The organism is Gordonia sp. PDNC005 (genome assembly GCF_016919385.1).
Lineage (GTDB): Bacteria > Actinomycetota > Actinomycetes > Mycobacteriales > Mycobacteriaceae > Gordonia.
On sequence record NZ_CP070351.1, the window covers coordinates 875,940 to 902,242 of the forward strand.

27 protein-coding genes and 1 riboswitch are annotated in these 26,303 nt (G+C 63.2%); of the genes, 18 read left to right on the forward strand and 9 right to left on the reverse strand.

The features are described 5' to 3' along the window. The first annotated feature begins 30 nt into the window (after positions 1-30). The gene (nagB, locus tag JVX90_RS04170; RefSeq protein WP_205331182.1) at positions 31-780 is read left to right on the forward strand and encodes a glucosamine-6-phosphate deaminase; all 750 of its coding nucleotides are present in this window, start codon (positions 31-33) and stop codon (positions 778-780) included. Positions 781-842: 62 nt separating this feature from the next. On the opposite strand, the gene JVX90_RS04175 is transcribed toward nagB, so the two are convergent. Then, entirely contained in the window at positions 843-1,973 is a 1,131-nt protein-coding gene (locus JVX90_RS04175; protein WP_205331183.1) for a citrate/2-methylcitrate synthase, read from the reverse strand. A gap of 53 nt (positions 1,974-2,026) precedes the next feature. Here JVX90_RS04175 and JVX90_RS04180 point away from each other — a divergent pair, with 53 nt between their 5' ends. The 4 genes from JVX90_RS04180 to JVX90_RS04195 all read left to right on the forward strand — a co-directional run bounded on the left by JVX90_RS04180 (position 2,027) and on the right by JVX90_RS04195 (position 5,717). Continuing rightward, positions 2,027-3,106, forward strand: coding sequence for a citrate synthase (locus JVX90_RS04180; protein WP_205331184.1), 1,080 nt, complete (start codon positions 2,027-2,029; stop codon positions 3,104-3,106). Then, entirely contained in the window at positions 3,103-3,336 is a 234-nt protein-coding gene (locus JVX90_RS04185; RefSeq protein WP_205331185.1) for a DUF167 domain-containing protein, read from the forward strand. Before JVX90_RS04180 ends, JVX90_RS04185 begins: the two co-directional genes overlap by 4 nt. 178 nt (positions 3,337-3,514) lie before the next feature. Further along, the gene (locus JVX90_RS04190; RefSeq protein ID WP_205331186.1) at positions 3,515-4,234 is read left to right on the forward strand and encodes an alpha/beta hydrolase; all 720 of its coding nucleotides are present in this window, start codon (positions 3,515-3,517) and stop codon (positions 4,232-4,234) included. A gap of 184 nt (positions 4,235-4,418) precedes the next feature. Beyond that, complete coding sequence (locus tag JVX90_RS04195; protein ID WP_205331187.1) at positions 4,419-5,717, forward strand: reverse transcriptase family protein; 1,299 nt, start codon at positions 4,419-4,421, stop codon at positions 5,715-5,717. On the opposite strand, the gene JVX90_RS04200 is transcribed toward JVX90_RS04195, so the two are convergent. After that, on the reverse strand, positions 5,714-6,202 hold the full coding sequence (locus JVX90_RS04200; RefSeq protein WP_205331188.1) for a tRNA (cytidine(34)-2'-O)-methyltransferase: 489 nt from the start codon (positions 6,200-6,202) through the stop codon (positions 5,714-5,716). The genes JVX90_RS04195 and JVX90_RS04200 overlap by 4 nt on opposite strands. Here JVX90_RS04200 and JVX90_RS04205 point away from each other — a divergent pair. The 8 genes from JVX90_RS04205 (at position 6,201) to JVX90_RS04240 (ending at position 15,324) form a co-directional block, all read left to right on the forward strand. After that, positions 6,201-7,742 (forward strand): recombinase family protein, encoded by a 1,542-nt coding sequence (locus JVX90_RS04205; RefSeq protein WP_275889939.1) that lies wholly within the window; start codon positions 6,201-6,203, stop codon positions 7,740-7,742. The genes JVX90_RS04200 and JVX90_RS04205 overlap by 2 nt on opposite strands. Before the next feature lie 492 nt (positions 7,743-8,234). Continuing rightward, positions 8,235-8,360 carry a hypothetical protein gene (locus JVX90_RS20680; protein WP_275889940.1) on the forward strand — a complete coding sequence of 42 codons (126 nt, stop codon included), beginning with the start codon at positions 8,235-8,237 and terminating at the stop codon, positions 8,358-8,360. 215 nt (positions 8,361-8,575) lie between these two features. Beyond that, the gene (locus JVX90_RS04210; protein ID WP_205331190.1) at positions 8,576-9,625 is read left to right on the forward strand and encodes a helix-turn-helix domain-containing protein; all 1,050 of its coding nucleotides are present in this window, start codon (positions 8,576-8,578) and stop codon (positions 9,623-9,625) included. A 215-nt stretch (positions 9,626-9,840) separates the two neighbouring features. Beyond that, complete coding sequence (locus JVX90_RS04215) at positions 9,841-10,014, forward strand: hypothetical protein (RefSeq protein WP_205331191.1); 174 nt, start codon at positions 9,841-9,843, stop codon at positions 10,012-10,014. A 1,545-nt stretch (positions 10,015-11,559) separates the two neighbouring features. Continuing rightward, positions 11,560-12,312, forward strand: coding sequence for a hypothetical protein (locus JVX90_RS04225; RefSeq protein WP_205331193.1), 753 nt, complete (start codon positions 11,560-11,562; stop codon positions 12,310-12,312). A 1,525-nt stretch (positions 12,313-13,837) separates the two neighbouring features. Further along, positions 13,838-14,179 (forward strand): hypothetical protein, encoded by a 342-nt coding sequence (locus JVX90_RS04230; protein WP_205331194.1) that lies wholly within the window; start codon positions 13,838-13,840, stop codon positions 14,177-14,179. A gap of 12 nt (positions 14,180-14,191) precedes the next feature. Further along, a complete protein-coding gene (locus tag JVX90_RS04235; protein WP_205331195.1) occupies positions 14,192-14,965 on the forward strand; it encodes a hypothetical protein in 774 nt (257 codons plus the stop codon). Then, on the forward strand, positions 14,965-15,324 hold the full coding sequence (locus JVX90_RS04240; RefSeq protein WP_205331196.1) for a P27 family phage terminase small subunit: 360 nt from the start codon (positions 14,965-14,967) through the stop codon (positions 15,322-15,324). Before JVX90_RS04235 ends, JVX90_RS04240 begins: the two co-directional genes overlap by 1 nt. 285 nt (positions 15,325-15,609) lie before the next feature. Here the strand turns inward: JVX90_RS04240 and JVX90_RS04245 are convergent, their stop codons facing one another. From JVX90_RS04245 to JVX90_RS04260, 4 genes are all read right to left on the reverse strand, one after another. Next, positions 15,610-16,488 (reverse strand): hypothetical protein, encoded by an 879-nt coding sequence (locus tag JVX90_RS04245; RefSeq protein ID WP_205331197.1) that lies wholly within the window; start codon positions 16,486-16,488, stop codon positions 15,610-15,612. Continuing rightward, a complete protein-coding gene (locus JVX90_RS04250) occupies positions 16,485-16,724 on the reverse strand; it encodes a hypothetical protein (protein WP_205331198.1) in 240 nt (79 codons plus the stop codon). Before JVX90_RS04250 ends, JVX90_RS04245 begins: the two co-directional genes overlap by 4 nt. A 134-nt stretch (positions 16,725-16,858) precedes the next feature. Next, on the reverse strand, positions 16,859-17,353 hold the full coding sequence (locus JVX90_RS04255) for a hypothetical protein (protein WP_205331199.1): 495 nt from the start codon (positions 17,351-17,353) through the stop codon (positions 16,859-16,861). A 131-nt stretch (positions 17,354-17,484) separates the two neighbouring features. Then, positions 17,485-17,889 carry a hypothetical protein gene (locus JVX90_RS04260; RefSeq protein ID WP_205331200.1) on the reverse strand — a complete coding sequence of 135 codons (405 nt, stop codon included), beginning with the start codon at positions 17,887-17,889 and terminating at the stop codon, positions 17,485-17,487. A 543-nt stretch (positions 17,890-18,432) separates the two neighbouring features. Here JVX90_RS04260 and JVX90_RS04265 point away from each other — a divergent pair. The 3 genes from JVX90_RS04265 to JVX90_RS04275 are packed head-to-tail and all read left to right on the forward strand — an operon-like array spanning position 18,433 to position 19,811. After that, positions 18,433-18,591, forward strand: a complete 159-nt coding sequence (locus tag JVX90_RS04265; protein WP_205331201.1) for a hypothetical protein — start codon at positions 18,433-18,435, stop codon at positions 18,589-18,591. Between the two features lie 36 nt (positions 18,592-18,627). After that, on the forward strand, positions 18,628-19,491 hold the full coding sequence (locus JVX90_RS04270) for a bifunctional methylenetetrahydrofolate dehydrogenase/methenyltetrahydrofolate cyclohydrolase (RefSeq protein ID WP_205331202.1): 864 nt from the start codon (positions 18,628-18,630) through the stop codon (positions 19,489-19,491). Beyond that, positions 19,491-19,811 carry a DUF3017 domain-containing protein gene (locus JVX90_RS04275; protein WP_205331203.1) on the forward strand — a complete coding sequence of 107 codons (321 nt, stop codon included), beginning with the start codon at positions 19,491-19,493 and terminating at the stop codon, positions 19,809-19,811. The genes JVX90_RS04270 and JVX90_RS04275 overlap by 1 nt, the downstream gene beginning before the upstream one ends. Before the next feature lie 63 nt (positions 19,812-19,874). Here the strand turns inward: JVX90_RS04275 and JVX90_RS04280 are convergent, their stop codons facing one another. Then, positions 19,875-21,029, reverse strand: coding sequence for a homoserine O-acetyltransferase (locus JVX90_RS04280; RefSeq protein ID WP_205331204.1), 1,155 nt, complete (start codon positions 21,027-21,029; stop codon positions 19,875-19,877). A gap of 25 nt (positions 21,030-21,054) precedes the next feature. Next, positions 21,055-22,356 (reverse strand): bifunctional o-acetylhomoserine/o-acetylserine sulfhydrylase, encoded by a 1,302-nt coding sequence (locus tag JVX90_RS04285; RefSeq protein ID WP_205331205.1) that lies wholly within the window; start codon positions 22,354-22,356, stop codon positions 21,055-21,057. Positions 22,357-22,420: 64 nt separating this feature from the next. Next, a riboswitch (SAM riboswitch) is annotated at positions 22,421-22,541 on the reverse strand. A gap of 404 nt (positions 22,542-22,945) precedes the next feature. On the opposite strand from JVX90_RS04285, the gene JVX90_RS04290 reads away from it, so the two are divergent. Next, entirely contained in the window at positions 22,946-24,283 is a 1,338-nt protein-coding gene (locus tag JVX90_RS04290) for a PE-PPE domain-containing protein (protein ID WP_205331206.1), read from the forward strand. Here JVX90_RS04290 and JVX90_RS04295 read toward each other — a convergent pair whose 3' ends face one another. Next, positions 24,284-24,973 carry a VIT1/CCC1 transporter family protein gene (locus JVX90_RS04295; protein ID WP_240194054.1) on the reverse strand — a complete coding sequence of 230 codons (690 nt, stop codon included), beginning with the start codon at positions 24,971-24,973 and terminating at the stop codon, positions 24,284-24,286. It abuts the gene before it with no gap. Positions 24,974-25,078: 105 nt separating this feature from the next. Between JVX90_RS04295 and JVX90_RS04300 the strand changes: the two genes are divergently transcribed. Further along, positions 25,079-26,296, forward strand: coding sequence for an MFS transporter (locus JVX90_RS04300; RefSeq protein WP_205332268.1), 1,218 nt, complete (start codon positions 25,079-25,081; stop codon positions 26,294-26,296). Positions 26,297-26,303: the final 7 nt, after the last annotated feature.

Consider the following 26,303-nt stretch of genomic DNA (forward strand, 5'->3'; position numbering starts at 1 on the left):
CCCACACACTATGGAAGGTGCAGGTAGCGCATGGAGGTCGTGATCGTCGATCACCCGGAACAGGTGATGGCCGACATCGTCGAGAACGCAGTCCGAGGAGGAGCGAAGACCATCGGTCTGGCCACCGGATCGTCACCCCTCGCGACGTACGACGAACTGATCCGTCGACACCGCGACGAGGGACTGTCGTTCGCCGGTGTCAACGCGGTCCTGCTCGACGAGTACGTCGGGCTGGTGCCGACGCACCCGGAGTCGTATGCGCGGTTCATCCGTGACAAGTTCACCGACCACATCGACATCGGCGACGTCCACTCGCCGGACGGCATGGCGCCCGACAGTCGGATCGCCGCCGACGCCTACGACGCACTCATCGCCGAAGTCGGCCCGGTGGACGTGCAGATCCTCGGCATCGGCAGCAACGGCCACATCGGCTTCAACGAACCGTCGTCGTCGCTGACCTCGCGCACCCGCATAAAGACACTGACCGAGAAGACCCGGCAGGACAACGCCCGCTTCTTCGACTCGTTCGACGAGGTACCGATGCATGTCATCACCCAGGGCCTCGGCACCATCTGCGACGCCAAACACCTGATCCTCGTCGCGACCGGATCCGGCAAGGCTGCAGCCGTGGCTGCCGCTGTCGAAGGCCCGCTGTCGGCATCGTGCCCGGCGTCGGTGCTGCAGCTTCACCGCCACGCGACGATGGTCGTCGATCCCGCCGCGGCCGCCGACCTCAAAGACGCCGAGTACTACAAGTACGTCTGGGCCAACAAGCCCTGATCGGGTCGGCACTGCAAAGATCGCTCGCCGATGAGAAGCGCGATCTCAGCAGTACGTATGGCTCAACGAGCAGGAAGAGTTCCGGGCTCGGGGCCGACGTAGCGCGCAGCGGGGCGGATGATCTTGCCGTCGGCGGCTTGTTCGAGGATGTTCGCCGTCCAGCCGACAACACGGGCGACGGCGAATGTCGGCGTGAACATCTCCGGCGGCAGGCCGACCTCGCTCATGAGGACGCCGGCGTAGAATTCGACGTTCGCGTACAGGCGACGACCGGGCTTGAGTTCGTTGATCGCCGCCTCGATCTCGGCTTCGACCGCGGTGGCCTGCCGGACGAGAGGCGAGTCGTACCGTTGCTGCACAACACTTTTCAGCAGTTCTGAGCGCGGATCGTGTGTGCGGTAGACGGCGTGGCCGAAGCCCATGATGACGTCGCCGGATTCGATTCGACCGCGCACCCACTCGCGCGTGTTGGCGGGGTCGCCGATGTCGTCGAGTGCGGCGAGAGCCCGGCTCGGGGCACCGCCGTGCAGGGGACCGAGGAATGCGCCCAGTGCGCCGAGCACTGACGACGTCATATCCGAACCGGTGGAGGCGACCACGCGGCCGGCGAATGTCGACGCGTTGAAGCCGTGGTCGATCGTGGTGATCAGGTAGGTGCGGAGCGAGTCGGCGGCGACGCGGTCGGTGGATCCGGTTGCCATGCGCAGGTAGTCGGAGACGTGATCTGCGTTCGGGTCGGCGTCGAGAACATCGAGCCCGAGCGCGATCCGATGGGCGGCGGCCAGCACGGTCGGGACAACGGCGGCTGCCCGTAGGGCGGCATCGACCCGTTTGTCCGGGGCGACGTCGAACAGCGGTCTGTCGTCGACACCCAGTGCCGCGAGGGCCACGCGAAGCGCCGCAAGAGGTTCCGTTGTCGGCGTGATCACTGACCGGAGAATGTCGACTGTCGCGCCGTCGATCACTCGGAGTTCGCCGACGCGACGCGCGAACGCTTCGGACTGTCCCGGCTCGGGAAGCGACCCGAACACCATCAGATGCCAGACATCCTCGAACGTGCAGGTGCGAGCGAGCTGCGTCGCGTCGAACTGGCGGTAGTGGTAAAAACCCTCCTCACCTCGGACGTCCCCGATCTCTGTGTCGGTGACGATGACATTCTTGAGTCCTCTCGGGACGGTGATCGGTGTGCTCATGACACGAGTGTGGCGCTGTTGATCAATGTCTGCAATGTTGATTGAATCAACGCGTGGACAGGTGGATAACAACGTCGGAGGCATCGGCGCGGCTGGGAGTGAAGCGCGGAACGCTGTACTCGTACGTGAGCAGGGGAGTGCTGACGTCGCGGCGGATGCCGGGGCAGGCGGAGTCGCTGTTCGACCGCACCGAGGTCGACTCGCTCGCGGCGGCCAAACACGACGGCCGCCGCGCCGGCGACCGCCTCCTTCGGTTCCGGGCCGTCGCGACTCGCGTGTCGACGATCAGCGATGACCGACTCCTGTTGCGCGGCACCGACATCACCGACATCTGCGCGACGATGGACTTCGCCGCGGCGGCGCGATTCGTGCTCGACGTCGAAACTCCTGCGCCGCCCGCTCCGGTGGATCTGAGCATCGTCGAACAGGTCCCTGTGGAACGCCGCATCCCGTTGACCGTAGCGCTGATCGCAGCCAATGATCCGCTGCGCGCCGACCGTACCGACGCTGCTGCCCGTGTGCTCGGGGTGCTTCCGGTGCTGGCGAAGGCGGTCCCGGAGATCGACCTGACACACCCCTGGGTGGATCTCCTCGTCACGACGCTCATCGACAACGGTCTGGCGGCGTCGACGACTGCGGCGCGGGTCGCGGCGTCGGCGCGGGCGGGCGTCTTCGACTCGCTCCTTGCCGGGTACGCCGCGCTGTCGGGGCCGTTGCACGGCGGTGCGCCTGCGTCCGCGTACTCCCTGGTCGAGGCCGTGCGCGGTGGCGTCGATGTGGATCGCGGGATCGCGGACGCGGTCGTCGACGGGCGTCTGCCCGGGTTCGGCCACGTGATCTACGGGGGCGATGATCCGCGCGCACGCATTGTGCTCGATCGCCTGCGCGCCGACCGGCCGGAGTCGGCGGCGCTGGCCGCGGCGGAGGCGATCATCGCGCGCGCCGGACGCCCGGTGAACGTCGACCTGGCGAGTGCCGTTGTTGCACTCGAGTTGGGTCTGGGGTCGCGAGCCGGGGAGGTCCTGTTCCAGTACGGCCGTACGGTCGGGATGGCGGCACACGTCGTCGAAGAGTACGGCGAGGCGCCGCTGCGGTGGCGCGGAAGCAACACCGGGCAGGGGAGGCAGGCATGACCGACGCACAGGTGGTGGCCGTGACTGTGAAGCCGAACAGTCGGAAGGGACCTCTCGTCGAGGTGGCCGACGACGGATCGATCACGGTCTTCGTGCGTGAACCGGCCGTCGAGGGGAAGGCGACGAAGGCCGTCGGAGTGGTGCTCGCCAAGCATTTTGGCGTACCGAAGTCGAGGGTCGACTTGGTCAGCGGCGCGACGTCGCGAATCAAGAGGTTCCGAATCGGTTGAACCGAAAATCGATGGACACGCGGGACTCCCGGTTGTTAGCGTCGTCGACGACCGTGCATCAGCGTGAGGAGGTGGTACCCGTGAATGTTTCGACAAGGGTGCTCCCCGCAGGAGTCACGGTCGGGCGATAGGTCGTCCGCGGAGCGCCGTTTCACGCACTCTGCAAAGGACTTCAGCCATGCACTTCACTTCTCAATCGCGCACAGACGGCTTCGTTGAACGCGACTTCGTTGTCGGCGACATCCCCGGCATTCTGTGGACGCCCGAGAATCCCGACCGTCCGACACCGCTGATCCTTCTCGGCCAGCCGGGCGGACTCGACCGGATGCGGCCGCGGCTAGCGGCGCGTGCCCGATCGTCCGCTGGATTCGCCTGCGCCACCATCGAGCTCCCCGGCAGTGGCGGTCGTCCACGGCTGCCCGACGTCGATCGCGCACGCCGTGATCTGTGGGATGCCGTAGAGGACGGACGTTCGGTCGGCGAGATCGTCGAACGGCTGATCCCGCCGCTCGTCGATGCGGCAGTACCGGAATGGCAGGCAGTGCTGGATGCACTGCTCGAACTTCCGGACATCGATGGCCCCGTCGGTCTCTCCGGCGGCGTGATCGCTGTCGCGGTACGGCTGGCACTGGTCGATCCGCGGGTCGTCGCCGCTACGTTGTTCGCCGGAAGTTACGTTCCCGCAGCGACATTCGACGAAGCACGTCGTCTGACGATCCCGCTCCACATGCTTCTGCAGTGGGACGATGCGGGCAACGATCGGCAGATGGCGCTTGATCTCTTCGACGCGTTCGGCTCGGCGGAGAAGGGGCTCCACGCGAACATGGGCGGGCACACCGGCGTACCCGAGTACGAGGGAGAGTCCGCTTTGCGCTTCTTCGAACGGCATCTGCGCTAGCGTCGACGGCGAGAGCAGGCGGCGCGAGAGGGATCGATGATCCGTCTCAGGGGCTACCCCTGGGTTCATGCACTGCACGGCACTGCGTCGCACGCAGGTCGGCACACTCCGTGTGCTCGACTGCGCGCCGAGGACGACAAGTCCAGGTCGCGTCGCCTGCCTCGCTTGGGGGAAGGGAGGACCATTGGGGGCCGGATTCTCGCGCCCGCGGCGATTCACCGCGCGCGAGGCGACGATGATGGCGGGCGCGATCGCTCAGCGACTCACGCGCGTCCGCGGCAGCGACCTCGGTCCGGAGTGGACACGGCCGGAGCTGTCCGACCTGCTGATGCGGGTGGTGTCACCTGCCGACGCGGAAGAAGTGGCTCGCGCGATCCTCGAGGCGTTCCCCGTGCCGCCGTCCAATCCCGGCGAGGCGATCCGGGAATTGATCGACGCGATGCGTGCCGAGCCGTACGCGTTCGTCGCGGACCCGCACGTGTCGTCGCCGGTCTTCGGCGCACGGCAGATCGCCGACGTCGAGATGTTGGCCGCGTGGCAGAACATGTCCCTGCCAGAGCTCGACTGGTTCGCCGCTCGTGGACGTCGCTCGAAACGACTTCCAGAGCGGCTGCGGCACTATCGGGTGTGGCGGATACCCAAGGCGCACGGTGGGTTCCGGATCATCGAGGCGCCGAAGGAACGGCTCGCGACCGTGCAGCGCCGCATCCTCGACGACGTCCTCGCCGCCGTCCCTCCGCATCCGGCGGCCCACGGTTTCATCCGCGGTCGTTCGGCGGTCTCGTTCGCAGGCCCGCATTCACTGCACGACACGGTGGTCCGGATCGATCTGAAGAACTGCTTCGAGCACGCGAACTACCGACGAGTGAAAGCGGTGTTCACGGCGATCGGGTACTCGCCGGGCGTCTGTGAGTACCTCGCCGCACTCTGCACGACCACCTGCTCCATCGACGATGCTGCCCGGCTGGACCCGTTCCAAGCCGCATTGCTGAGGGAACGTCACCTCCCTCAGGGCGCGCCGACGTCGCCTGCGTTGCTGAATCTGATTCTGCGGCGCATGGACATCCGCATCGCGGGCTTCGCCGCGAAGAACAACCTCGCATACACGCGGTACGGCGACGATCTGGCGCTCTCCGGTGACGACATCGACGCGAAGCTGGTGACGTGGGTGGTCTCGTCGATCGTGCACGATGAAGGCTTCCGAGTGCATCCGGACAAGCTCCGGGTGATGGGCGATCACCAGCGCCAGCAGTTGGCGGGGCTCGTCGTCAACGCGGGGCCGCGTGCCAGACGTGGCGATTTCGACGCGCTGAAGGCGTTGCTGCACAACGCTGTTCGAGGCGGCGGTGAATCGCAGAACAGCGAGGGGCGACGCGACTTCCGGGGATACGTCTATGGCCGGATCGGATGGGTGTCGACGGGTTCGCCGAGCAGGCGACGCAAGCTCATGGCGCTCGCCGCACAGGTCGACTGGTCGGCCTAAACGGCGCCGTCGAACCCGTTCTGCCGCCACGCTTCGTAGAGGGCGACGCTCGTGGCGTTAGCGAGATTCATCGACCGGCGCCCCGCAAGCATGGGTATCCGCAACTGCTCGGTGACATGCGGGTCGTTGAGGACATCGTCGGGCAGCCCGGTCGGCTCGGGACCGAACAGGAGGACGTCGCCGGAGCGATAGTCGACGTCGGTGTGGAACTTCGACGCGTGCGCCGTGTACGCGAATACCCGCTCGGGCTGGAGGACATCCCACGCGGCATCGAGGTTCTTGTGAACGGTCACGTTCGCCATCTCGTGGTAGTCGAGGCCGGCGCGCTTGACCTGCGTGTCCGTCATGGTGAAGCCGAGCGGCTCGATCAGATGCAGCTCGCATCCCGTGTTCGCCGCGATCCGAATCGCGTTGCCCGTATTCGGGGGGATGCAGGGCTGATAGTACATGATCTTCAGGGAGAAACGATTAGGAGCGTCGACCATGACAGGAACGATACGGGTACTTGGTAGGGTCCGGCTGTCTCGGACCACGGAGGAGTCCACCTCCGTGGAGCGACAGCGTGAGGTCGTCGAACAATGGGCGTCGATGCACGACGCTCAGATCGTCGGATGGGCGATCGACGACGGTGTGTCGGGGTCGGTCGATCCGTTCCACACCCCGTCGCTCGGGCCGTGGCTCACCGATCCGGAGAAGATCGGGCAGTACGACGCTGTCGTTGCGTGGAAGTTGGATCGGCTGGGTCGATCCGCCGTCCTGTTGAGCAAACTGTTCGGATGGGCGGACGACAACGGGAAAACGCTCGTATCAGTCTCTGAGTCGATCGACCTGTCGACGTGGTCGGGTCGAATGCTGGCATCGGTGATAGCGGGTCTGGCAGAGGGAGAGCTAGAGGCGATCAGGGAACGTCAGGTCTCCTCGCGTGCCAAGCTCCGAGAACTCGGTAGATGGGCAGGCGGGACATTCCCGTACGGGTACGTGCCAGTACGGGTCAACGACGGAGCGGGGTGGAGGCTCGAAGTCGACCCCGTTGGGCGCTCGGTGATTCAGTCGATTGTCGATGATGTGATCGAAGGTCGGGGAGTGCCGTACGCGATCAAGCGTCTGAACGACGCAGGGACGTTGATTCCGACGGAGCACAAGAAGTCTCTTCGGGGAGGTTCGCCTGACACTTCGAAGCGTTGGGTTCAACAGACCGTCCGGCAACTCCTCCGGAGCCAAGCTCTCCTCGGGTACTCGACGAAGGCAGGAGCCACCGTACGGGACGAGAACGGGGATCCGGTGATGATCGGGGAGCCGCTGATCTCGCTCGCTGAGTTCGAGCGAGTGCAGAAGATGACCGAGAAGAAGATGACGTACGACCGACGTGAGATCCCGTACCCGCTCACCGGGATTGTCGTCTGTCCTGGGTGCCGTCGTCCGTTGCATCACTCGAAGACGCAGACGAAGAGGACGATGAAGTCAGGTGAACCGAAGGTCTACGAGTTCGTGTACCTCATCCACCCTGACGAATACAAAGATCAGTGTGAGTACGGGCGGTCTACTCCGATCCCGTTGGACTACGCGGAGCTGTTCGTCGAGGAGTTGTTCCTCGACGAGGTTGGAGACCTCCCGGTCGTCGAACGGGTCTGGGTACCCGGCGATTCTCGGGACGAGGAGATACGCGCAGCTGTAGCTGCTCTCGACGAGTTGCAAGCGTTGATCGGGACGATGTCGTCGGAGACTGCGAAACAGCGCCTTCGATCGCAGATCAAAGCGAAAGACGCCGAACTCTCGACGCTCGAAGCGTCTCCCCGGGTCGAAGCGCACTGGGAATACAAAGCAGTCGGTGGGACGTACCGCGATCGGTGGCAGTCGTCGACCCCGGAGGATCGCCGCTCGCTGCTCCTTCGCTCTGGGATCACGTTCACCCTCAGGCTCGATACAGGTGGTAAGCGCAGGACGAAGTCAGCGCCGGGAGTGACTTACGGTGAGATCCTGGTTCCTGCCGACTTGCGGGAACGTCTCGGGATCTCGGTGTCCTGAGAGTGTTCTGAGTATTTCGAATCAGACGTAGACCTTCACTCGTCGTCGGGATACGTTGTCAGCATCTGAAGGAATCGCGGCGTCACAACCCGCACCCGTCCTCGGGTCACCCCCCCCCGAGTGAGAACGAAAGGTTTGCACCGTCCGGCGTGAAGTATCCGCCGTGTTTCGCTGCTGTCCTCGGGAGTTCAGATGCTCAATCAACACACCTAGCTGATTCCGTCGGCTGCAGCTCGTCGCGTATCGCGACGAGCGTCTGATCGATTCGCGCAAGGACTCCGACGGGGATCTCGACCTCCCCGTCGTGGCACGGACACCCGTCGTTCTCGCAGTCGCTCACGAACACAGACTTCGGGAGTCGTCGGAATACACGTAGTTCGGACGCTAGAAGACACCGTAATGCCTCTAGATTCAATGCTGACGGCCTCAATCATCAAATGGCACCAAGGGGTGTGCCGCTATTCAATTCCAGCCTTAGAAAGGAGGGTGAACATGACCAACCTCGACCCCGATCAGATCGGGTGGTTACAGATCGATGACCAGATCGGCTATTGGATAACCGTCGAGCAATTCCACGCCGTAGCTCGATCCCAGAGTGACTATTCCCTCGCTGGCTGATTGAACGAAGGAACAAATTGAACTACCCGGCCAAGGGTGATCGACTCCCGTTGTGGGCGATCGTCAGAGCGCTAGATATGCCGGAGACCAAAGTCCTCGAACTCGACAGGCTTGGACTCCCTCTTACAAACGATGGGCAGTACACGACCCGATCAGGATTCCGGTCGGTCGTGCTTCGTGCTGCCGACTCATAATCTTTAGGAACCACCGACTAGATGACAGATCAGAATGATATTCGGCGGCTTGCGCGTGCAGTCGTCCGGCAGAACACAAACGCGATGCTCATCGACGAGACTAACAGGGGGTGCGGTTGGGTACCTCTGGACAATGCTGTCGATTCTGGGGGAGCCTTCTTGGTTCAACCCAAGTCAACGCTTGCTACGTTCGACCTCGATACAGACGAACTCGTTTCCCTCGGGCGCAGGCTCGATGACTCGCTGGGCCTCCCTGCTCTCTGGGTGAACTCCGGCAGGAACACGCACCTGTTCATCCGATGCGATGACGGAGCGGAGGAGATTGAGCAAGCGGCATCGTCGATTGGGCTGCCCCCTGAGTGCTTCCGGTCGAACAAGGGGATCCGGCCTCCGTTGTCTCCACACCGACTCGGTCTGCCGGTTGAACTCATCGGTGCATCCGTTGAAGAGGCGTTAGAGATCCTCGGACCACCTGAGACGCCGAAGTGCCTACCGCCGTGGTTCGATCGGACGCTGAGCGAGGGTGACTACTCAGGTCGTTTCGGAGGTAACCGCTCGAATATGGCTCTGGCGATCGCTTCTGCGATGAAGACCGCAGGGATGACGCTTGCTGATTACCGCATAGTGATGACGAACCGAACGAACCTCGGAGCGGAGAAGGTCCACGAGATGGAGGACCGGGGACAGGACGCGGAAGCGTTCATAATCCGGACGTGGGACAAAGCGCAGTTGTCAACGAAGTCGTACGATGCCGATCATACCGAGGCGGTCCGACGGGCCGTTGAGTCCTCGGAGTGGAAAGGCAAAGCCGGAGGATCACAACGTTCGGTAATGCTCGCGCTATGCTCGCTCTCGGACAATCACGGGACGTCGACTCCGACGTTCGGAGTGCGAACGCTCGCGATCAAAGCCGGGATGAGTGACTCGACTGTCAAGCGCGCTCTTGCGGCGCTCACCGAACAGGGATGGACCTCGAGAGTTAGGGCGGATGGGCGTGGGCAGGCTGATGGATATCGACTATTAGTTCCGGTAGGAGTGTCGAATCGACCTCACCTGTTACCGTCCCCTTAGTAGCAAGTGAGGTCGTTGTGACACACCCTGCCTTCAGGAACGGCAGGGGACTAGGCAAGTCATGTGGTCGAGTGTGGGGAGTCCTATCGGAGACTCCCCGTTCTCGTGCATGGATCATTGAGCAAGCTCGGCTGAGTGCGTCTACAGCTTCCCGTGCGCTGAGGAAGCTGTCGTCGTTCGGTCTAGCTGAGCGGACCTCCGAAGGTTGGGTCCGCATGGGGGACTACTCGACGTTGGACTCCGTAGCGGAGGAGACCGGCGCTCTCGAAAGCGCCGAACGTCAAGCACTCGGTTTCGAGCTTCAGAGGAAGGCGTTCGCGGAGATGGGTACCAACCGTCAGGTTCTGGACCGACGAAGAGTTGAGGATGAGTACGTATTAGCGCAGTGAGCGGACAAAACAACCTACCCCGACCCGAAGGCCGGGGTAGGTCGCTTCCCCACTGTCTAGGTGGTTAGTGCTTCGTCGGGTCAGCAAGCCTGTACAGCTGACCCGCGCCCGGCGTCGGCGGGAACGGTTCGCCCCGGGTCACGGTGCGCTCCTTCCCGGTGCCTCCGCCCCGAGGACCAACGATCTCGTACTGACCTGATCGGGGAGCACGCTCCCCCGGCTTGTACGTCATCAGCTGAACCTCACAGTCTTGGTGATGGTCTGAACCTTCACCGGGACCGAAGTCCGACGCGTGGTGTTCCCGGTCTTGATCTTGACGGGAACGCGGACGGTTCTTGTCGACTTACTGGTCGACGTCTTACGAGAGGCCATGATGTTTGGCTCCTTGGTAGCGTTCGCCACACGTGATGCACCGAACATCTGGGTGATCGCACCCTCTCGGCCCGAATGGAGTACCGTCGCAACTGCAACTTGCCGTAGGAAGTTTGTTGCAGACGAATCGGTTCCCACCCGGAGAGCACCGCTCCCGTTGGTGGGAGCCTTCGTCGTGTCTCGAACATCTAAAACACTACACCTAGTGGGTGGCTTTTCGACTGACCACAAGTAGTTGTGAATAACATCCGTGAAAGTCCCAGGTCAGCGACCATCTATCCACAGGCTACCCGGCGTGTCGCACCGACCCGGGCGTGTCCTTTCCTGCCGCCTAGCGTCTCCATGTGCGCCCTAACATCACCCTTCAAGGGTCGAGAGGTGCCCCGGAACATCCGCTTCGCGAGCGTGTAACTCAGGTGCCTCTCTGTACGTCCCAGTACCTTCCAGTACCTTCCAGTACCTTCCAGTACCTTCCAGTACCTTCCAGTACCTTCCAGTACCTTCCAGTACCTTCCAGTACCTTCCAGTACGTCTCAGTGCCTCCCGGTACGCCGCCGCGACCACTCGTGTACCTCGCCTGCGCGCCCGGAGGTGTTCTGGCACCCCTACAGCGACCCGGGTACAGAGAGTGTGCGTGTACCGGGGTGCCGGGTGGGGTGTGCCTGGGTGTGGGGAGTGAGTGGGGTGTGTGCCCCTGGGTTGTGCAGGGGAGGGGGTGTAGAGGGGGTGGGGTACCACGCCGGGGTGTGTGGGTGTGGGGAGTGCAGGGGACCGCTAGTACCTGGGTTGCTGTGCCTGGGTCTGCCTCCCCTTGGTGGCCCCCTCCTACCCCCCCCCACGGGGTATACCCCTGCGCCCCCGTGTGTGGGCCGGGGCGTGATACGCCTCAGAGGTCGTGAGCGGATATCCCGAGCCGTTTTTCACCCGGTGAGCAGCTGGAACGATCGCGGTTCATCTGTTCGGACGGTAATCGAACATACGTTTGACAAACGTACCCCGTTGGGGTATATTGAAAGTATGGGAGAAGTCCGCCCGTAGCGCACGCTCCACTGATCCGACGCGCGTTGCCGCGTCAAACACCATCTGTTCAACTCCTCGGTAGACCTATGTCTGTCGAGGACTTCGTCGTGCCAGCCTCATTCGCCTGGCGAATCGCACACCCATAGGAGAATCTTGACCACTACCACCACTGCGCCGACTCCGGCGCTCCCGACTGATGCAGGACTCGAACGACTCACCTCGACCCCGGGGACAATCCTCGAAGATCCCACGCTCCAGCGCTCGATCAAACTCGCTGCTACTAAGGTCGTCCGAGAGTATCCGCAGACGTCGAAGTCCAGGCACGGAGTCGATGCCGACGACGTCGTCTCCCACGTCTGGGAGAAGCTGTTCGCTATCGAACGACGAGGGCGTCTTTCGAAGGATCTCCGCCCGTACGGCTACCCGAAGTCCGGTGAGCCGCAGAATCTCGCAGGCATCGTTAGCAAGGCAACGCAGGCTTGGGGCCGTGGTCTCATCGCGAGCGAGACCGCGAAGCTGTACGCCTCATTCGACTCCGACGCGGTGAACGAGATCAAACGAGCGATCGTCGACTTCGACCTCCTGGGAGAGTCGGAACCGGATTGGTCGCAGATCCCGGCGTACATCGCCGATGTCGGTCGCCAACTCCCGTCCGTCACCCTCGCGGAACTCAGTCACCTCGAACGCCTGGCACTCGGGGATACGAACCAGTCGTCAAATCAGAGTCGCGCTGTACGCGCCCTGATCACGAAGTACACCGAGGAAGAGCGTCGGAAAGACAAAGCGCTCGGAGCGCTGTCTGACGTCCCGGTCGAGGAGATCGCGGAAGAGATCGACGACGAGGGAAATCCTGTCCAGCTGTATGGCTTGAGTCCGGCTGACGAGAACTATCGTCGTATCTGCTAGGACGTCGATTGTGAATAATCAGGGATACATATTAGTGAGAGGGAACTAGAGGTCCCTGCCTTCTGACGGGACCGGTCTGACCGCCGGTCCTTCCAACTTCGGATGTACGACGCTCGGGTGTATTACCCCGACTTCCTGGTCGTGCTCCGTCGATCGCTCCGAGGACTTATCTCGTTGAGCGTTAGCCGCACCCGTTTTCTCCACGGTCGAGCGGCCCGATCTTCCACAAACCCCCGGTCTATTCACCGGGATCAAGGTGACAATTGCTGTCTTGGAATCATGTCACCCTGAGGCGGTAGCACCTGGTCTACCGCTTGGAGTAGTCGCACCCTGGTCAGGTGTGGCACTCCTTCGGATTTCTCGCAGCAGAGTTGCGACCCCAGATTTCTTCCCCGTCGTTCTTTAAGTGCGACGGGGATTTTCAGGTCCCATATGGGACTCACACCCAACTAGAGTGAGGTCAAGGTGAAATCAATTTGCACGAACGGGCACGCCGAACGTTGGAAACTACGGGCGGACGGTACGGGCCGATACTGCGCTGAATGCTCGAAAACGAACACTCGGAGGTATCGAGAGAGGCTCGCTTACAACGATCGGGTTGTTAAAGCGATCGAGAAGCGGACTGATCTCGCAGACTTTCTCGAAGCGGTGGGCCTTGAAGTCGACCAGTGACCGTGAGTCACTTGAATCAGCCTCCGAAGCCGTCGTGAGATCAACGCTCAACGCGATCGACCGACTCGACGCCGACGAGTACCGCCGATTGTCCAGGCTAGGCGATGATCATCGACCGATCGAGGATCGAGTCGAACCACTCCGGTACAGGTTCGGTGTGAACAAGTGGCGGAGGGACGAGTGGGCCGCTCGCGTTCTCTCCGGTGAACGTCCAGAAGTCGTCGCACGAGATCTCTCGTCCTGGGATCGGTTCCGACGACCTAGTCGGTTCGAAGGGTGACGCGACGACGTAGTGCGCCCGTGAAGGCGGCTGAGAGCGATTCTAAGGGCCGCGATCACTACCCGAGGGGTTTATATGTCAGCTCGCGAAAATCTGTGACGCAAGACCAGGTAAGTCGGGGTGAAATCCAGAGTTTCGACCGACTGCCGCACCATCAAGTGTTCGCGGTGCGGCAGCTGTTCGTCGACCGAGTTTCCCCAAGCAATCAAAATTCAAGCCGTGCAGAGCGGCCCAAGCGAAAAGGACCAGAAGTGAAGTGACACCGAGTAGCACCACCGACGTACCGAGGACGAAAGACCGTTACCGAACAGCTCCGGCACCGACAAATAGTTGGGCCGAGCGGATATACAGCCAGTACGACAAGCACCTCGCTCACGCTCGGAAATGCAAGGACTCGGCGAAGCCGAGGGTGAACTACGACGCAAACACCCCGGAGCCGGTCCTACGGCGTCATATTGACCAGCTTGCCCGGTTCGTTCAGCTAGCGAACGAGGTCGGAGGGTACTCCGGCAGATACGACACAGACCAGTTAGAGCGTCTCGGGTACCGGATCAAATGAACGAAGGAGAATAGATGAACGAGAATCTGATTCAGCGCATGGAGCGCGAGCGAATACAGCGACTCAGGAAGATCAAGAAACCAGTCGACCCCGAGGTCGCGAAGTGGGCCGAGTTCATCAAAGCCAATACCCCCGCTGCTCCGGTCGAGGCCTCCGTCTCTACAGAGAGCAAGTCAATTCACCAGTCCTCGGCGCAAGCGCTCAGAGACGCTTTCATGGGACCAGATCCTAAGCCGTCGTCGAACGATCGGCGGAACACTCCGCTGAACGGAGACATGAAAAGCCTGATCGCCGGGTACATCGGCTCCCAACCATCGAACGCATCGCACGACCCCAGCGACAACCGCTGGCAGTAAAGGAAGAAAGATATGACCACTAACATCACCGCTCTCACCGCCCAGCTCGAACAGTTCGGCTACAAGCTCCCGAAGACTGTCAAGCCGTATCTCGACTCCGTCGAGGCTGTCCGCTACGCCTACGATGGTCTGCCGGTCGTACCGACCGAACCGGTCACCGAGGAGACGGCAGAGGCGGTAATGCACGCGTTCGCCGCAGAGACCGCGCTCGCGCTCGGGACCGATGGATTCACCCCGTTGGCTGTCGCAAAGCGTCGGATGGTCGAGTCGTACCAGGCGCTCGCTCTGAACGAGCTTCGCGCAGACTCGACAAAGATCTTCGAGACGCTGTCTACCGTCGTCGACTCAGCCGCTGAACGACTGGTCGCAGCAGTCGGTACTCTTCCCGAGACGCTGACTCCGGACGCCCTCGTGCAGGCTGGTCCGGTCGCTGTCGAGGCGCTCGCCACCGCTACGGAGGCTGGACAGGCCCTCGGAGCAATCGACCTCTTCGTGTTCCAGCACGGAAACGCGCTCGGCTTCGGGGTGTCGCCGGACAAGATTCTCCGGTTGTTCACTCCTTCGGGAATCGGTGACTACCGGAAGCTCGAAATCGCTCAGAACACAAGCCATAACGAGACCGAGACCAGGATCGGGTACACGTTCGTCGTCGCTGCCCGAGAGGGCATCCCGATCAGCCTCAACGACAGCAAGACGTCCGCCGTGCTCGCTGACGAGATCGACGCAGACCGTTTGCGGGTGGCAAGCGCCAATCCGTTCAACGGTCGTGGCTGGAAGATCAACTAGTGGCTGAGGAATACCGCCCGGTCGGTCTCGGTACGACGGGTCAACGAATCTGGGATGAGGCGACCGTCGAGTTCGAGTTGACCGAAGCGCAGAAGGTGATCCTCGAAGGAGCGTGCCGACAAGCCGATCAGGCGGACGTCCTCTACGTGAAGATCGCTGAACTCGGAGGAAGCTACCGAGTGAAGGGGTCCATGGGGCAGTGGGTCGAAGCGCCGGAGCTTGCGTCGGGGCGTAAGGCTCAGGCTGAGATGCGCGCAGCTCTCGCGTCGATCGGCCTGACGAAGCCCGACCAGGACGAGGATCAGTCGACCCCGGATCGATCCGGGGTCATTCGTCAAGTTCAGATCCGAGGCACGTAGTTGCCTCCGAGGAAGTACACACCGAAGCGTCGAGATCGTCGCACCCCGACGACGGTCGAGGCGGTAGTCGAGCGTCTTCCCGATCGATTCCTCGCCCCGACGCTGCTCTGGTCGGACGATCGACCCGGCACGTACGACACCCCGGAGTCGCTCAGGTCCTTCGTCCGGGATCTCGACCAGTGGCTCGAACGAGAGAATGTCAGCGGTATTGAGTCCGCTGACCTCCTCGCGGCGCTCGGGATCCCCGTAGCGGATTGGTACAGAGCCGCGAACCAGGGGTAGTGATTACATTCCCTCCATCTGGTAGGGCGTCTGGTTGTCTACAAGATTCGTCGTCCTTCTAGCTTCCTCGTGCAAGACGTCTAGTTGCTCAACGAGGACTTCTACCGCATGCCTGAATTCATGCCATTCTGGGAGTTCTGAACCTTGATACGATCTAATCTCTGTGAGATCAATTGACCACAGGTTTGCTACCTGTTCAATCGTACATAGCAACCAGAGGGCTGAGCGGGCCGTAGCTCGTACTGAGTCGATCTGTCGGAGGTTGCTATTTTGCTGCTCTAGGAGCGTCGACGTCGCTGTCCAGACTCCGTTTCCGTGGACCGGGCGACTCCACTTCGAGTACATCGATTCGTCGAAGTATAGACCGACAAGGCGGCTATATTTAGGCACTTGGTCGGCCCTTCGGGGAGTCAGCTGCTTCTGCCGGCCCCTATAGAAGAGGCCCCATCGATCAATGATCTCGGTGAACTCAGGATTCTCTGACAGGTACTCTTTAGAGCCCTGCAGAAGGATGTTATATGCTCGGCATATCCGCTGTTCGTACGTCAGATCCGGGTCTGCTAGAAACTTTGCCCGGGAACAGTGCTCTGCAGAAGTGCGAGCGATGGACGGTAACGCAACGAGCGGGATTGTTGGCGAATCAATCAGGATTTTGGATGCAGAGTAGAGTGTCTCGCCCGACGATACGAGATAGAATCGTATTAGTCGATGGGTCGTGAGTAGTGGATCCTCAACGTGCGACTCGTCGCCGAGTTGTCCGTCGATGTATTTGATTGTTTTGTCAGTGCTCGGTTCGGAATACGGAAATTCTGAGAAATTCGCAGTCGACGTTGCGAATATCGCAGAAATTAGAGCTGCGGACGACGCATCCAGATCGCTCACCTGGGATACCATGCGCGCTCCGCGCGTTCCCACTCGATGCGGCCGCCGTGTAGTCTTTTGAATTCTGCTAGAACTGGCCTGCTGATTGCGGGATTTCCATTCTCGTTGTCGTATACAAAAGAAGGCCCGAATTGACTCTCAATCTCGAAGACGATGTCAGATTGTGAAACTCCATGCTGGCCGCTCTGAATGATCTCGTTTACCATCCACTGGGCCACTTCCTTCGACGTCGTCATGGACTCCAGGGTAACGACTATTCGTCTCAACTGGAGCGCTTCGAGGTGACCGAGGGGCCGAGAGCTGCACCGAAATGCCCGTCCGGGAACGAATCGAAGCGCCTAGCGATCTCATGCTGGGGCAGGGGCGAGAGCTAGTCGGTGAACGCTTGCTCGTACTTCTTGGCCTGCGACGGCTTCAGGTCACCTGACACCCGGAGTAGGAACGGACCTCGGACGTAGTCGTACTCCTGACCGAGGATCGGCATACCCTCCCGAGCACGTCGGATGTACGCGGATCGACGCTGTGCTGAATCGTTGTCCGGCCACTCCTCGACCATCGCACCGCAGGAGACGCCGATCTTTCGGCCTTCGGAACACTTGATCCGGGAGTCTTCGATCACCGTTGCGCCGACGTACCCGTTCGGACGACCGATCAACTTGTTCGGGTCGTTGTCCTCGGTGATCCCGATCGTCTTGGTTGCTTGCGGCACAGCACCTTGAACGGCTGCCACCACAGACGCAAGCGTGGCTTGATCTCTGGTGGGTTGAAAGAAGGCCTGCGGGGGAGTGCCTGACTCATCGCCGGAGCTGCACCCGACCAGCAGGGCAACAGCCACCAGCAACGGCGCGAATGCGGTGCTCTTCATGTGCCAGACACTAGAACGATCGGCAGCGAGGGTTCGGCGTTGGTAGGCCGAAGAGTCTGAACGGACGACACTGGCGACCAGAACGACCCCGGAGCAGCAAGCTCCGGGGTCGAGTCGGTTGGGATGAATGTCTACTCGTTATCCCTGGTCCTGACTATCGACGGGTGCAGACCGGGGATAAGTGACCCGTCGTCAAGACGCATTAGTAGGCCGTCGTCGACCATTCGCTCGATCAGATTCCCCGTTGAGACCCCGATGATCGAAGCAGCTACGTCGATCGGGACCGATTCGGAGTAGGGGAGAGAGCCGACAGGCCGATCGAAGGTCTCGATGATGATCCTTGCGCCGACCCAGCTTCCATCCGACGGTGCATCGACTTCGTCGGTCGATGCGAGCGTGCACCCTCGGGTGAACTGTTCGGTCCGGCTGTACATATCGTGATGTCGCTTTACGAGCCATGAGCGGGTGACTGTCACCGTGGTATCTGTCCCGGTGACCGAGAGCCAACCTCTGTCGATGTACAGAAGAGCGGTCATCGAGCTTACCTCCGTTCGACGCTGATTGTGTCCGTCGCCAAGCGGTCTCCGGGCACTCTGATCACGCGCTGACCTGCTCTTAGTTTCATCGTCCCAGACATCCGAATCATCTCCTAGTTTGTGATGTACGGTTGAAAGTACACGATGCGGAACACGCAGGTCAGTCTATGCGTCGCCGTCCGACATTCCCGCGGCAGTTCTCGTTCGCGCTCTTCGGCGGGATGAAGAGCGCGAACTGAACGTGCCGCGGGAACGGGGAGTTCGTGATGCTGCTTGACGCGGAGCGAACGAGTGTGCGATGATGATTTGTCCGCAACACGCAGGCGTCGACCCTCTCACGGTCCGCCGACTTCGTTGCGAATCTCCCGAGGATCTCAGGGTCTGGGTTCGCGCGCCGATAAAGGGCGCCGACGAACCGACGAGTCCTCTGTTTCGACTTCGATCGACACGCGGGAAGAGCTGCTCCATGTGCGAGCGAGCGACCCACGACATTTGCGCGCAGCGATTCATCGCTGCCAATCACCAATGCCAGGAGGCATAACCATGCGTACCAACACCATCGACATGACCACCATCAACACCAACCCGAACGACCTGGACCCGGCGCAGACCGTCTGGTTCCAGATCGACGACGCCACCGGCTTCTACGTGACCGTCGAGGAGTTCCTCGCCGTCGCGCGGTCGCAGATGGCAGCCGCCTGACCCGTCGAATCGCCGTCAGTGGAACAATGGATCACTGTGACGGCGATTCGACTGGACGGCAAGCTCACCCGAGACGAGATCTTCACTGACCTGAAGGCGCGAGTGGACACACTCCGTGCTGCGGGCATCACGCCCGGACTGGGCACAGTGCTGGTCGGAGACGATCCCGGTTCGCAGTCGTATGTGAAGGGCAAGCACTCCGACTGCGCGAAAGTCGGCATCTCGTCGATCCGCAAGGACCTGCCCGCGGACATCACGCAGGAGCAGCTCAACGCGGCCATCGACGAGCTGAACGCCGACCCCTCGTGCACCGGCTACATCGTCCAGCTCCCGCTGCCCAAGCATCTCGACGAGAACGCCGCCCTCGAGCGCATCGCGCCCGAAAAGGATGCGGACGGTCTCCACCCGATCAACCTCGGTCGCCTCGTCCTCGGCAAGGAGTCGACTCTCCCGTGCACTCCGCGCGGGGTCATCCATCTTCTGCGTCGCTACGACATTCCGCTTGACGGCGCACACGTGACCGTCGTCGGCCGCGGCGTGACGATCGGTCGGCCGATCGGCCTGCTGCTGACCCGTCGCAGTGAGAATGCGACCGTCACGCTGTGCCACACCGGCACGAAGGACCTCGCCGCCGAGACGCGGCGCGCCGACATCATCGTCGCGGCCGCAGGTGTCGCACACCTCATCACGGCCGACATGGTCAAGCCCGGCGCAGCCGTCGTCGACGTGGGCGTGAGCCGCACCGACGTCGGCCTGCAAGGCGACGTCGCTCCCGACGTCTGGGACGTCGCGGGCGCAGTGTCGCCGAACCCGGGTGGAGTCGGACCGCTGACTCGTGCCTTCCTGCTCGCCAACGTCGTCGAGCGCGCCGAGCAGCAGCTGGCGGCCTCGGAAGCCTGATGTCCGACCGCGATCAACGCGTCGACGCGATCCGCAAGGCACGACGCATCCACCAGGTGATCGCGAACATCCCGTTCTACGTGGTGCTCGCGATCGTCGTGGTGGCCGCGATTCTCGTGCTGATGGACCGTTGGCGCCGCGGCGCGTTCGTCTTCGGATCGGCGCTGCTCGTCGGCGCGACATTCCGCGCGATCCTGCCGACCGTCCGGATCGGACTGCTGCAGGTCCGCAGTCGCCCGTTCGACGTCGCTGCCATGGCAGCCCTCGGCGCCGCCGTACTGTGGCTTGCCACCTCGATCGACTCGCTCGGAACCGCCTGACCCCGTCTGGTCTCTGAACTGGGCTCGGCACGTTTCGACACGGCTCGTTACGAGGGAGGGGAGTCAGCGGCGCTGGGAGCGGGCGACAGAGATGGTGTCGCGCAGCAGGTCACCGATCGGTTCCTTCTCGGTGAGGAAACCGTCGTGGCCTGCGTTGGAATGAACCACGCGGAGCCCGCCGACACAATTGCCGAGCTCGGCCGCCAGTTCTTCCTGCTGGTACAGCGGGTACAGGCGATCGGAGTCGATGCCACCGACGACGGTGGGCACCGTGCAGGCATTGAGTGCAGCCTTGACGCCGCCGCGGCCGCGTCCCACGTCGTGGTTGTTCAGGACCTCGGACAACGCGACGTAACTGCCCGGATCGAAGCGTGACTTCAACTTCTCCGACTGATACTCGAGGTAGCTGGCGATCGCGTAGCGGCCGCCGGTCAGCGGATTCTCATCGCCCTGTGGGAGGTTCTCGAATCGTTCGTCGAGCTCGCGGTCGCTGCGGTAAGACAGGTGCGCGACCCTGCGGGCGACGCCCATGCCGGTCGTCGGAGCGCGGTCGGTGCCGTAATAGTCGCCGCCCTGCCAGTCCGCGTCGCCCTTGATGGCTGCGATCTGAGTTGTCTGGGTTCCGATCTGATCGGCTGACGCGCGGGCCCCGACGGCGAGAATGAGTGCTGCGTCGATCTTGTCGGAGTGCGTGACAGTCCACTCGAGAGCGCGCGCACCGCCCATGGACCCACCTGCTACAACAGCGAAGCGCGTGATCCCGACAGCGCTGAACGCGATGCTCTCGGCGCGGACCAGGTCGCGGACTGTCAGTCGCGGGAAGCGGGAGCCCCACGCCCGACCGTCGGGTGCGATGGAACCCGGACCGGTGGAGCCGTAGCAGCCACCGATCGCGTTCGGTGCGACGACGCACCATTCGTCGGTGTCGACGGCACCGCCGGGCCCGATCAGTCCGTCCCACCAGCCGGTCATCGAGAACCGAGCGTCGGCGGGGCCGGTGACATGCGAGTTGCCAGTGAGGGCGTGCAGAGCCAGGACGATGTTGTCGCCGGCTGCGTTGGGTGTACCCCACTTCTGGAATGTGACAGTGACATCGGCGAGCCCGGCCCCCGAATCGAGGGTCAGGTCGCCGATGCGCACGGCGACATCCGATCCGTCCGGGCGGGAAGCCCAGTCGGAGTCGAAAGCCGTGGCGGCCGGGTCGACGATCACCGACACCGGGCGCCCTCCACATTCACCGAAATCACTTGGCGGCCTTGAACCCTTCAGTCAGGTCGGCGAGGATGTCGTCGATTCCCTCGATTCCGACGGCGAGACGGACCAGGCCCGGCGTGACACCCGCGGCGAGCTGTTCTTCGGGAGACAGCTGGCTGTGCGTGGTCGACGCGGGGTGGATGACGAGCGAGCGGACGTCGCCGATGTTGGCGACATGGCTGTGCAGGGTCAACGCGTTCACGAACGCCTTGCCCGCATCCACGCCACCGGCGATCTCAAAGCCGATCACGGCGCCCGCACCCTTGGGGAGCAGCTTCTGCGCGCGCTCGTAGTACGGCGACGACGGCAGGCCCGCGTACGAGACGGAGGTGACCTGTTCGTGCTCCTCGAGGAACTCGGCGACCTTCTGTGCGTTGGACACGTGGCGCTCGACGCGGAGACTCAGGGTCTCGATGCCCTGCGCCAACAGGAAGGCGTTGAACGGTGCGATGGCCGAACCGGTGTCGCGCAGCAGCTGGATGCGTGCCTTGAGGGCGTAGGCGGGGGCGCCGAGGTCGGCGATGACAACGCCGCCGTAGCTGTGGTCGGGTGTGGTGAAGCCGGGGAACAGGTCCACGCCGTCACGCTGTACGCGCCAGTCGAACTTGCCGCCGTCGATGATGACGCCGCCGATGGCGCTGCCGTGGCCGCCGATGTACTTGGTGGCCGAGTGGACGACGATGTCGGCGCCGTGCTCGATCGGGTTCAGCAGGTACGGGGTCGCGACAGTGTTGTCGACGATCAGCGGCAGACCGTTGTCGTGCGCGACGCCTGCGACACCAGCGATGTCGAGGACCTGGTTGTGCGGATTCGAGATGGTCTCGGCAAACACGGCGCGCGTGTTCGGCTTGATGGCAGCCTTCCAGGACTCCAGGTCGTCGGGGTCCTCGACGAACGAGACCTCGATGCCGAACTTGGGCAGCGTGTAGTGGAACAGGTTGTACGTGCCGCCGTAGATGCGGGGGCTCGAGACGACGTGGCCGCCGTTCTCGACGATGTTCTGGATCGCGTAGGTCGTCGCCGCCTGGCCCGACGAGACGAGGAGCGCGGCGACGCCGCCACCGAGGGCCGCGAGGCGCTGCTCCACGGCGTCCTGCGTCGGGTTCATGATGCGGGTGTAGATGTTGCCGGGCTCGGCCAACGCGAAGAGATTCGCGGCGTGGTCGGTGTTGTTGAAGACGTACGACGTCGTCTGGTAAATCGGCAGCGCACGGGCGTTGGTGGTCGAGTCGACCACCTGACCGGCGTGGATCTGGTTGGTCTCGAAGCTCCAGCTTGTGGCGTCAGACATGGGACGTCATTCACTTTCTCGTGGTCGGCCGGGCCGTGGCCCGCTCTTGTGGGTCCGACCGTCGGACCCGCGCTTGCCGCGGGCGAACACGAAGTCCGCCGCGACCAGGTCATCACCCGGAGCACCCCACCGCGGAGGAGGGTTGCCGATCAGCCAGCCGGGGCTTGTCGCTGATGCTCATGACCTGTTGCACAGGATATATCACCGACCAGCAGGGGCGGGTACGGCCGCAACCCGTCGGAGCAAAAGTCTTCCGCTCGGCGACGGCCCTGTGTTATCGGGCATTTGCGCGCCGTTCGACAGCACTCCGACTCAGGTGCGGCGCGGTGGTCGAGGCCACCGGCGAGTGCATTTCCGTGCCAACCGGACACGTTGGTGATGCACCTCATAGATACGCGCGCGGCCGCATCGCTTCCTTGACGAACTCGGCATTCACCAAGGTAAGGCAACCCTTTCTTTCGTCGCGCTGGAAAACGCGATGCAACAAACTCGTGACGGGCGGATGTCGCCAGGTGTCGGTCTCGGCAACTCTGTGCCAGGAGTGCCTTCTCACTGAGCAGAATCCTCAGAGCTACCTGAGAATCTCCTGGTGACCAAGACGCGCTCCCTCCCTCTCCTCATCTTGTCGTTCACCGCAGCTGTCGCCTTCGCGCCGCTCGGAACCGGAACGGCGTCCGCTGACACCTGTGGCAATGGAGCCGCCATCGTCGTCGCCGGAACGAACGCGCCGCGCAACGGGCACGGCGTCCCGACCGGCGGCGTCACCGGTGTCGGTGCCAGATACCTCAACAGCGGCTACAAGGTGCAGTACGTCGACTACCCGACGTCCCTGTGGCCGCTCGGCCCTATCAGCTACGACGACGACGTCGCACTCGGCAAGGCAGCCACGCAGTCGGCGATCAGCGAGTATCAGCAGCGCTGCCCGGGCAAGCCGGTCGTCGTGTCGGGCTACTCGCAGGGCGCCCGCGTTGCAGGCGACGTCCTGTCCGACGTGGCGAACGGCCGTCAGAAGGGGAATCAGATCTCACGCGCCGGACTGTCCGGCGAGCTGTACTCCGATCCCCGCCGGGTCGGCCGCCCGAACAGCACCGGCGTCGAGAACGCACTCATCGGCTTCATCCCGGGGTTGACGATGTCGGGGCCGCGCGACGGCGGATTCGGCGACATCCCGGTCAAGCAGGTCTGCACCGAGGGCGACGGCATCTGCGACGTCCCCGACCCACTGTTCGATCCGGTGGGCGCCGCCGACTCGTTCCTCGGGTACTTCCTCAAGCACGGCTACTACCCGGGCCGGATGAACCACGACCCGACCGACAAGGCCAAGTGGGGCGGCCTGAAATGTGAACAGCAGGGCGCGACGGACGACTGCGTGACTCCGCTGCCGTCGTCCACGTCGCTGCTCGCGCGAGCAGAGCACGCACTCACCGGCCAGACGAACATCTTCGGCGATGCCGCCGACTACGTCGACAACCGGGCGCCGCTCGACCTCGCGCCCGGTGTCACGATCGCGCAGATGCGCCCGCTCATCGGCGGGGGACCGGATTCGTCGAGCGGCAACCTGTCGGTCGGTGTCGAGGCCGTTGTCGCCGGCGCGGTCGGAGTCCAGGTGGAACGCAACTGGGGAACCAAGAACGACCTCACAGTAGGCGTCGACCTCGGGATCGGAATGACCGACAACCCTTCGGTCGACGACGCGCTGATCCCCAGCACGAAGCTCCTCCACGTGGAGACGACAGTGCCGATGATCGACAGTCGCAAGCTGCTCTACATCGCTCTCGATCCGACGGGCCTGATGGGCTCGAACGCCCCTGGAAACTCAGTTCTGCTCGATCAGGCGCCGACCACGGCGCCGTCGGTGACCGTGGAAGTGGCCCCGGGCACGGCCGACGCCCGCAAAGGCACGGTTAGTCTTCCGATCGGCGGCTGATCACATCATCCAGTCACCCAGCAGATAGCCGAGCGCGAGGGCCGCCCCGCCGATCATCAGCGATCGCAGGGCGGTCCTCGTCGCATTGGCGTAGCCGCGTCGGGCGATGATCACCGAGGTGACCACCAACGATGCGAGCGCAGCGACGATCGTCGACTCGCTGCGCCAGGGGAGGGGAACCAGCACCATCGCCAGAACCGGCAGCGTCGCCCCGACCAGGAACGCCAAGCCGGCAGTGATCGCCTCCCGCCACGCGTCCGACGGTGTGGTCAGTTCGCGGATCCCGTATTCGATCTCGAGCTGAGCGGACAGGGCGTCGGCGTCCCAGAGCTCCTGTGCCACCTGCTTCGAGGTCTCGGGCGTGACACCCTTCCGCTCGAACCACTCGGTGAGCTCGGCCATCTCCTCGTTCGGCGTCAACTCCAGCAGTCGCTGCTCTCGCGCGACGGTCGACTGCTGAGCCTCCCGATGTGACAGTGCTTCGCACAGCTGAACACCGAACACCGCGAACGCGCCCATCAGAGTCGTGATCACCAGCACCGCGAACGATGTGGCCCCGCCGATCTTCGCGCCGGCCAGACCCAACCCGGTGCCGGCCAGGGCGATGATGCCGTCATTGACGTCAGTGAGCCGGTCCCGGAGATCGCCGGCGTCGACGTCGGCCCACCATCGGGCGAATGCGTTGGGCATCTGAGGAGGATAGTCCCAGCGCACAGCGATTCGTGACAAGTGTCACCGCGGCGGGCGGATGAGTGCACGATGTCGGCGCGTTATTGCACTGTGCGCGAATCCGTTGTGAACACCGAGCCGAGAGCCGTCGTCGACGAGCCGTCCACTGCCCGTCCCCACCTGACGTGGATCATCCTGGTCCTCGCTCTCGGCGGATTCGGTATCGGCACCACCGAGTTCGTGGCGATGGGACTGCTTCCCAACATCGCAGGTGATCTGATGATCACCGAGTCGACCGCGAGCTACGTCATCTCCGCGTATGCGCTCGGTGTGGTTGTCGGCGCCCCTGTCATCGCGGTGCTCGCCGCGCGAGTGTCGCGTCGGACCCTGCTGATCGCACTGATGGTCGCTTTCACCGCCGGTAACGCGTTGAGTCTGATCGCCCCGTCGTTCGGCACATTGATGGCGGCACGGTTCATCGCCGGGCTGCCGCACGGCGCGTACTTCGGCGTCGCGGCACTGGTGGCCGCGCACGTCGCGGGCCCGGGTCGGCGCGCACGCGCCGTGGGCCAGGTGATGTTGGGTCTGTCCGTCGCCAATGTCGCGGGTGTCCCGGTCGCCACCTTCATAGGCCAGCACTTCGGCTGGCGGGCGGCACTCGGACTCGTCGTCGTGATCGGCGCCGTCACGGTCGTCTCGCTGTGGCGGGTGCTTCCGAGCCTCACCGACATGACGACAACCGACCCGCGCACCGAGCTCGCCGGCCTGCGAAGCACTCAGATCTGGCTGACCCTGTTCGTCGGCATGATCGGCTTCGGTGGCTTCTTCGCGTTCTACACATTCCTCAACTCGGCGCTCACCTCGATCGGCGGCCTCAGTGAATCGGCCGTGCCCATCGCGCTCATGCTGTTCGGGCTCGGCATGGTGACCGGCAACATCGTCGGCGGCCGCCTCGCCGACCGATACGGGGACATCGCGATCGGGATCGGTCTGGCAGGGGCCGCGGTCACGCTGCTCCTGTTCGCGGCAACGGTCAGCACCGGCTGGCCCGCAGTGGTCGTCGCGTTCGGAGTCGGCATGACCGGGTCGAGTGCGATCCCCGGCTTGCAGACGCGCCTGATGGACGTCTCGCACGACGCTCAGACGATCGCCGCCGCACTCAACCACTCCGCCCTCAACGTGGCGAACGCCCTGGGCGCGTGGATCGGCGGTGTTGTCGTCGCGGCCGGATACGGCTACCGGGCGCCATCGTTGGTCGGCGCGGCATTCGGCGTCGCAGGTCTCGTGGTGCTGGTGATCGCGGTGGTCTCCGCCCGCCGCGGCGCTGTCGGCCCTCGGCGATAGAGTCTCG

Excerpts from the sequence above, each read along its gene's own strand:
- nagB (WP_205331182.1), top strand. The coding sequence starts at position 31 with ATGGAGGTCGTGATCGTCGATCACCCGGAACAGGTGATGGCCGACATC.
- JVX90_RS04175 (WP_205331183.1), bottom strand. The coding sequence starts at position 1,973 with ATGAGCACACCGATCACCGTCCCGAGAGGACTCAAGAATGTCATCGTC.
- JVX90_RS04185 (WP_205331185.1), top strand. The coding sequence starts at position 3,103 with ATGACCGACGCACAGGTGGTGGCCGTGACTGTGAAGCCGAACAGTCGG.
- JVX90_RS04190 (WP_205331186.1), top strand. The coding sequence starts at position 3,515 with ATGCACTTCACTTCTCAATCGCGCACAGACGGCTTCGTTGAACGCGAC.
- JVX90_RS04205 (WP_275889939.1), top strand. The coding sequence starts at position 6,201 with ATGACAGGAACGATACGGGTACTTGGTAGGGTCCGGCTGTCTCGGACC.
- JVX90_RS04200 (WP_205331188.1), bottom strand. The coding sequence starts at position 6,202 with ATGGTCGACGCTCCTAATCGTTTCTCCCTGAAGATCATGTACTATCAG.
- JVX90_RS20680 (WP_275889940.1), top strand. The coding sequence starts at position 8,235 with ATGACCAACCTCGACCCCGATCAGATCGGGTGGTTACAGATCGATGAC.
- JVX90_RS04210 (WP_205331190.1), top strand. The coding sequence starts at position 8,576 with ATGACAGATCAGAATGATATTCGGCGGCTTGCGCGTGCAGTCGTCCGG.
- JVX90_RS04215 (WP_205331191.1), top strand. The coding sequence starts at position 9,841 with ATGGGGGACTACTCGACGTTGGACTCCGTAGCGGAGGAGACCGGCGCT.
- JVX90_RS04230 (WP_205331194.1), top strand. The coding sequence starts at position 13,838 with ATGAACGAGAATCTGATTCAGCGCATGGAGCGCGAGCGAATACAGCGA.
- JVX90_RS04235 (WP_205331195.1), top strand. The coding sequence starts at position 14,192 with ATGACCACTAACATCACCGCTCTCACCGCCCAGCTCGAACAGTTCGGC.
- JVX90_RS04250 (WP_205331198.1), bottom strand. The coding sequence starts at position 16,724 with ATGACGACGTCGAAGGAAGTGGCCCAGTGGATGGTAAACGAGATCATT.
- JVX90_RS04255 (WP_205331199.1), bottom strand. The coding sequence starts at position 17,353 with ATGAAGAGCACCGCATTCGCGCCGTTGCTGGTGGCTGTTGCCCTGCTG.
- JVX90_RS04260 (WP_205331200.1), bottom strand. The coding sequence starts at position 17,889 with ATGACCGCTCTTCTGTACATCGACAGAGGTTGGCTCTCGGTCACCGGG.
- JVX90_RS04265 (WP_205331201.1), top strand. The coding sequence starts at position 18,433 with ATGCGTACCAACACCATCGACATGACCACCATCAACACCAACCCGAAC.
- JVX90_RS04275 (WP_205331203.1), top strand. The coding sequence starts at position 19,491 with ATGTCCGACCGCGATCAACGCGTCGACGCGATCCGCAAGGCACGACGC.
- JVX90_RS04285 (WP_205331205.1), bottom strand. The coding sequence starts at position 22,356 with ATGTCTGACGCCACAAGCTGGAGCTTCGAGACCAACCAGATCCACGCC.
- JVX90_RS04295 (WP_240194054.1), bottom strand. The coding sequence starts at position 24,973 with ATGCCCAACGCATTCGCCCGATGGTGGGCCGACGTCGACGCCGGCGAT.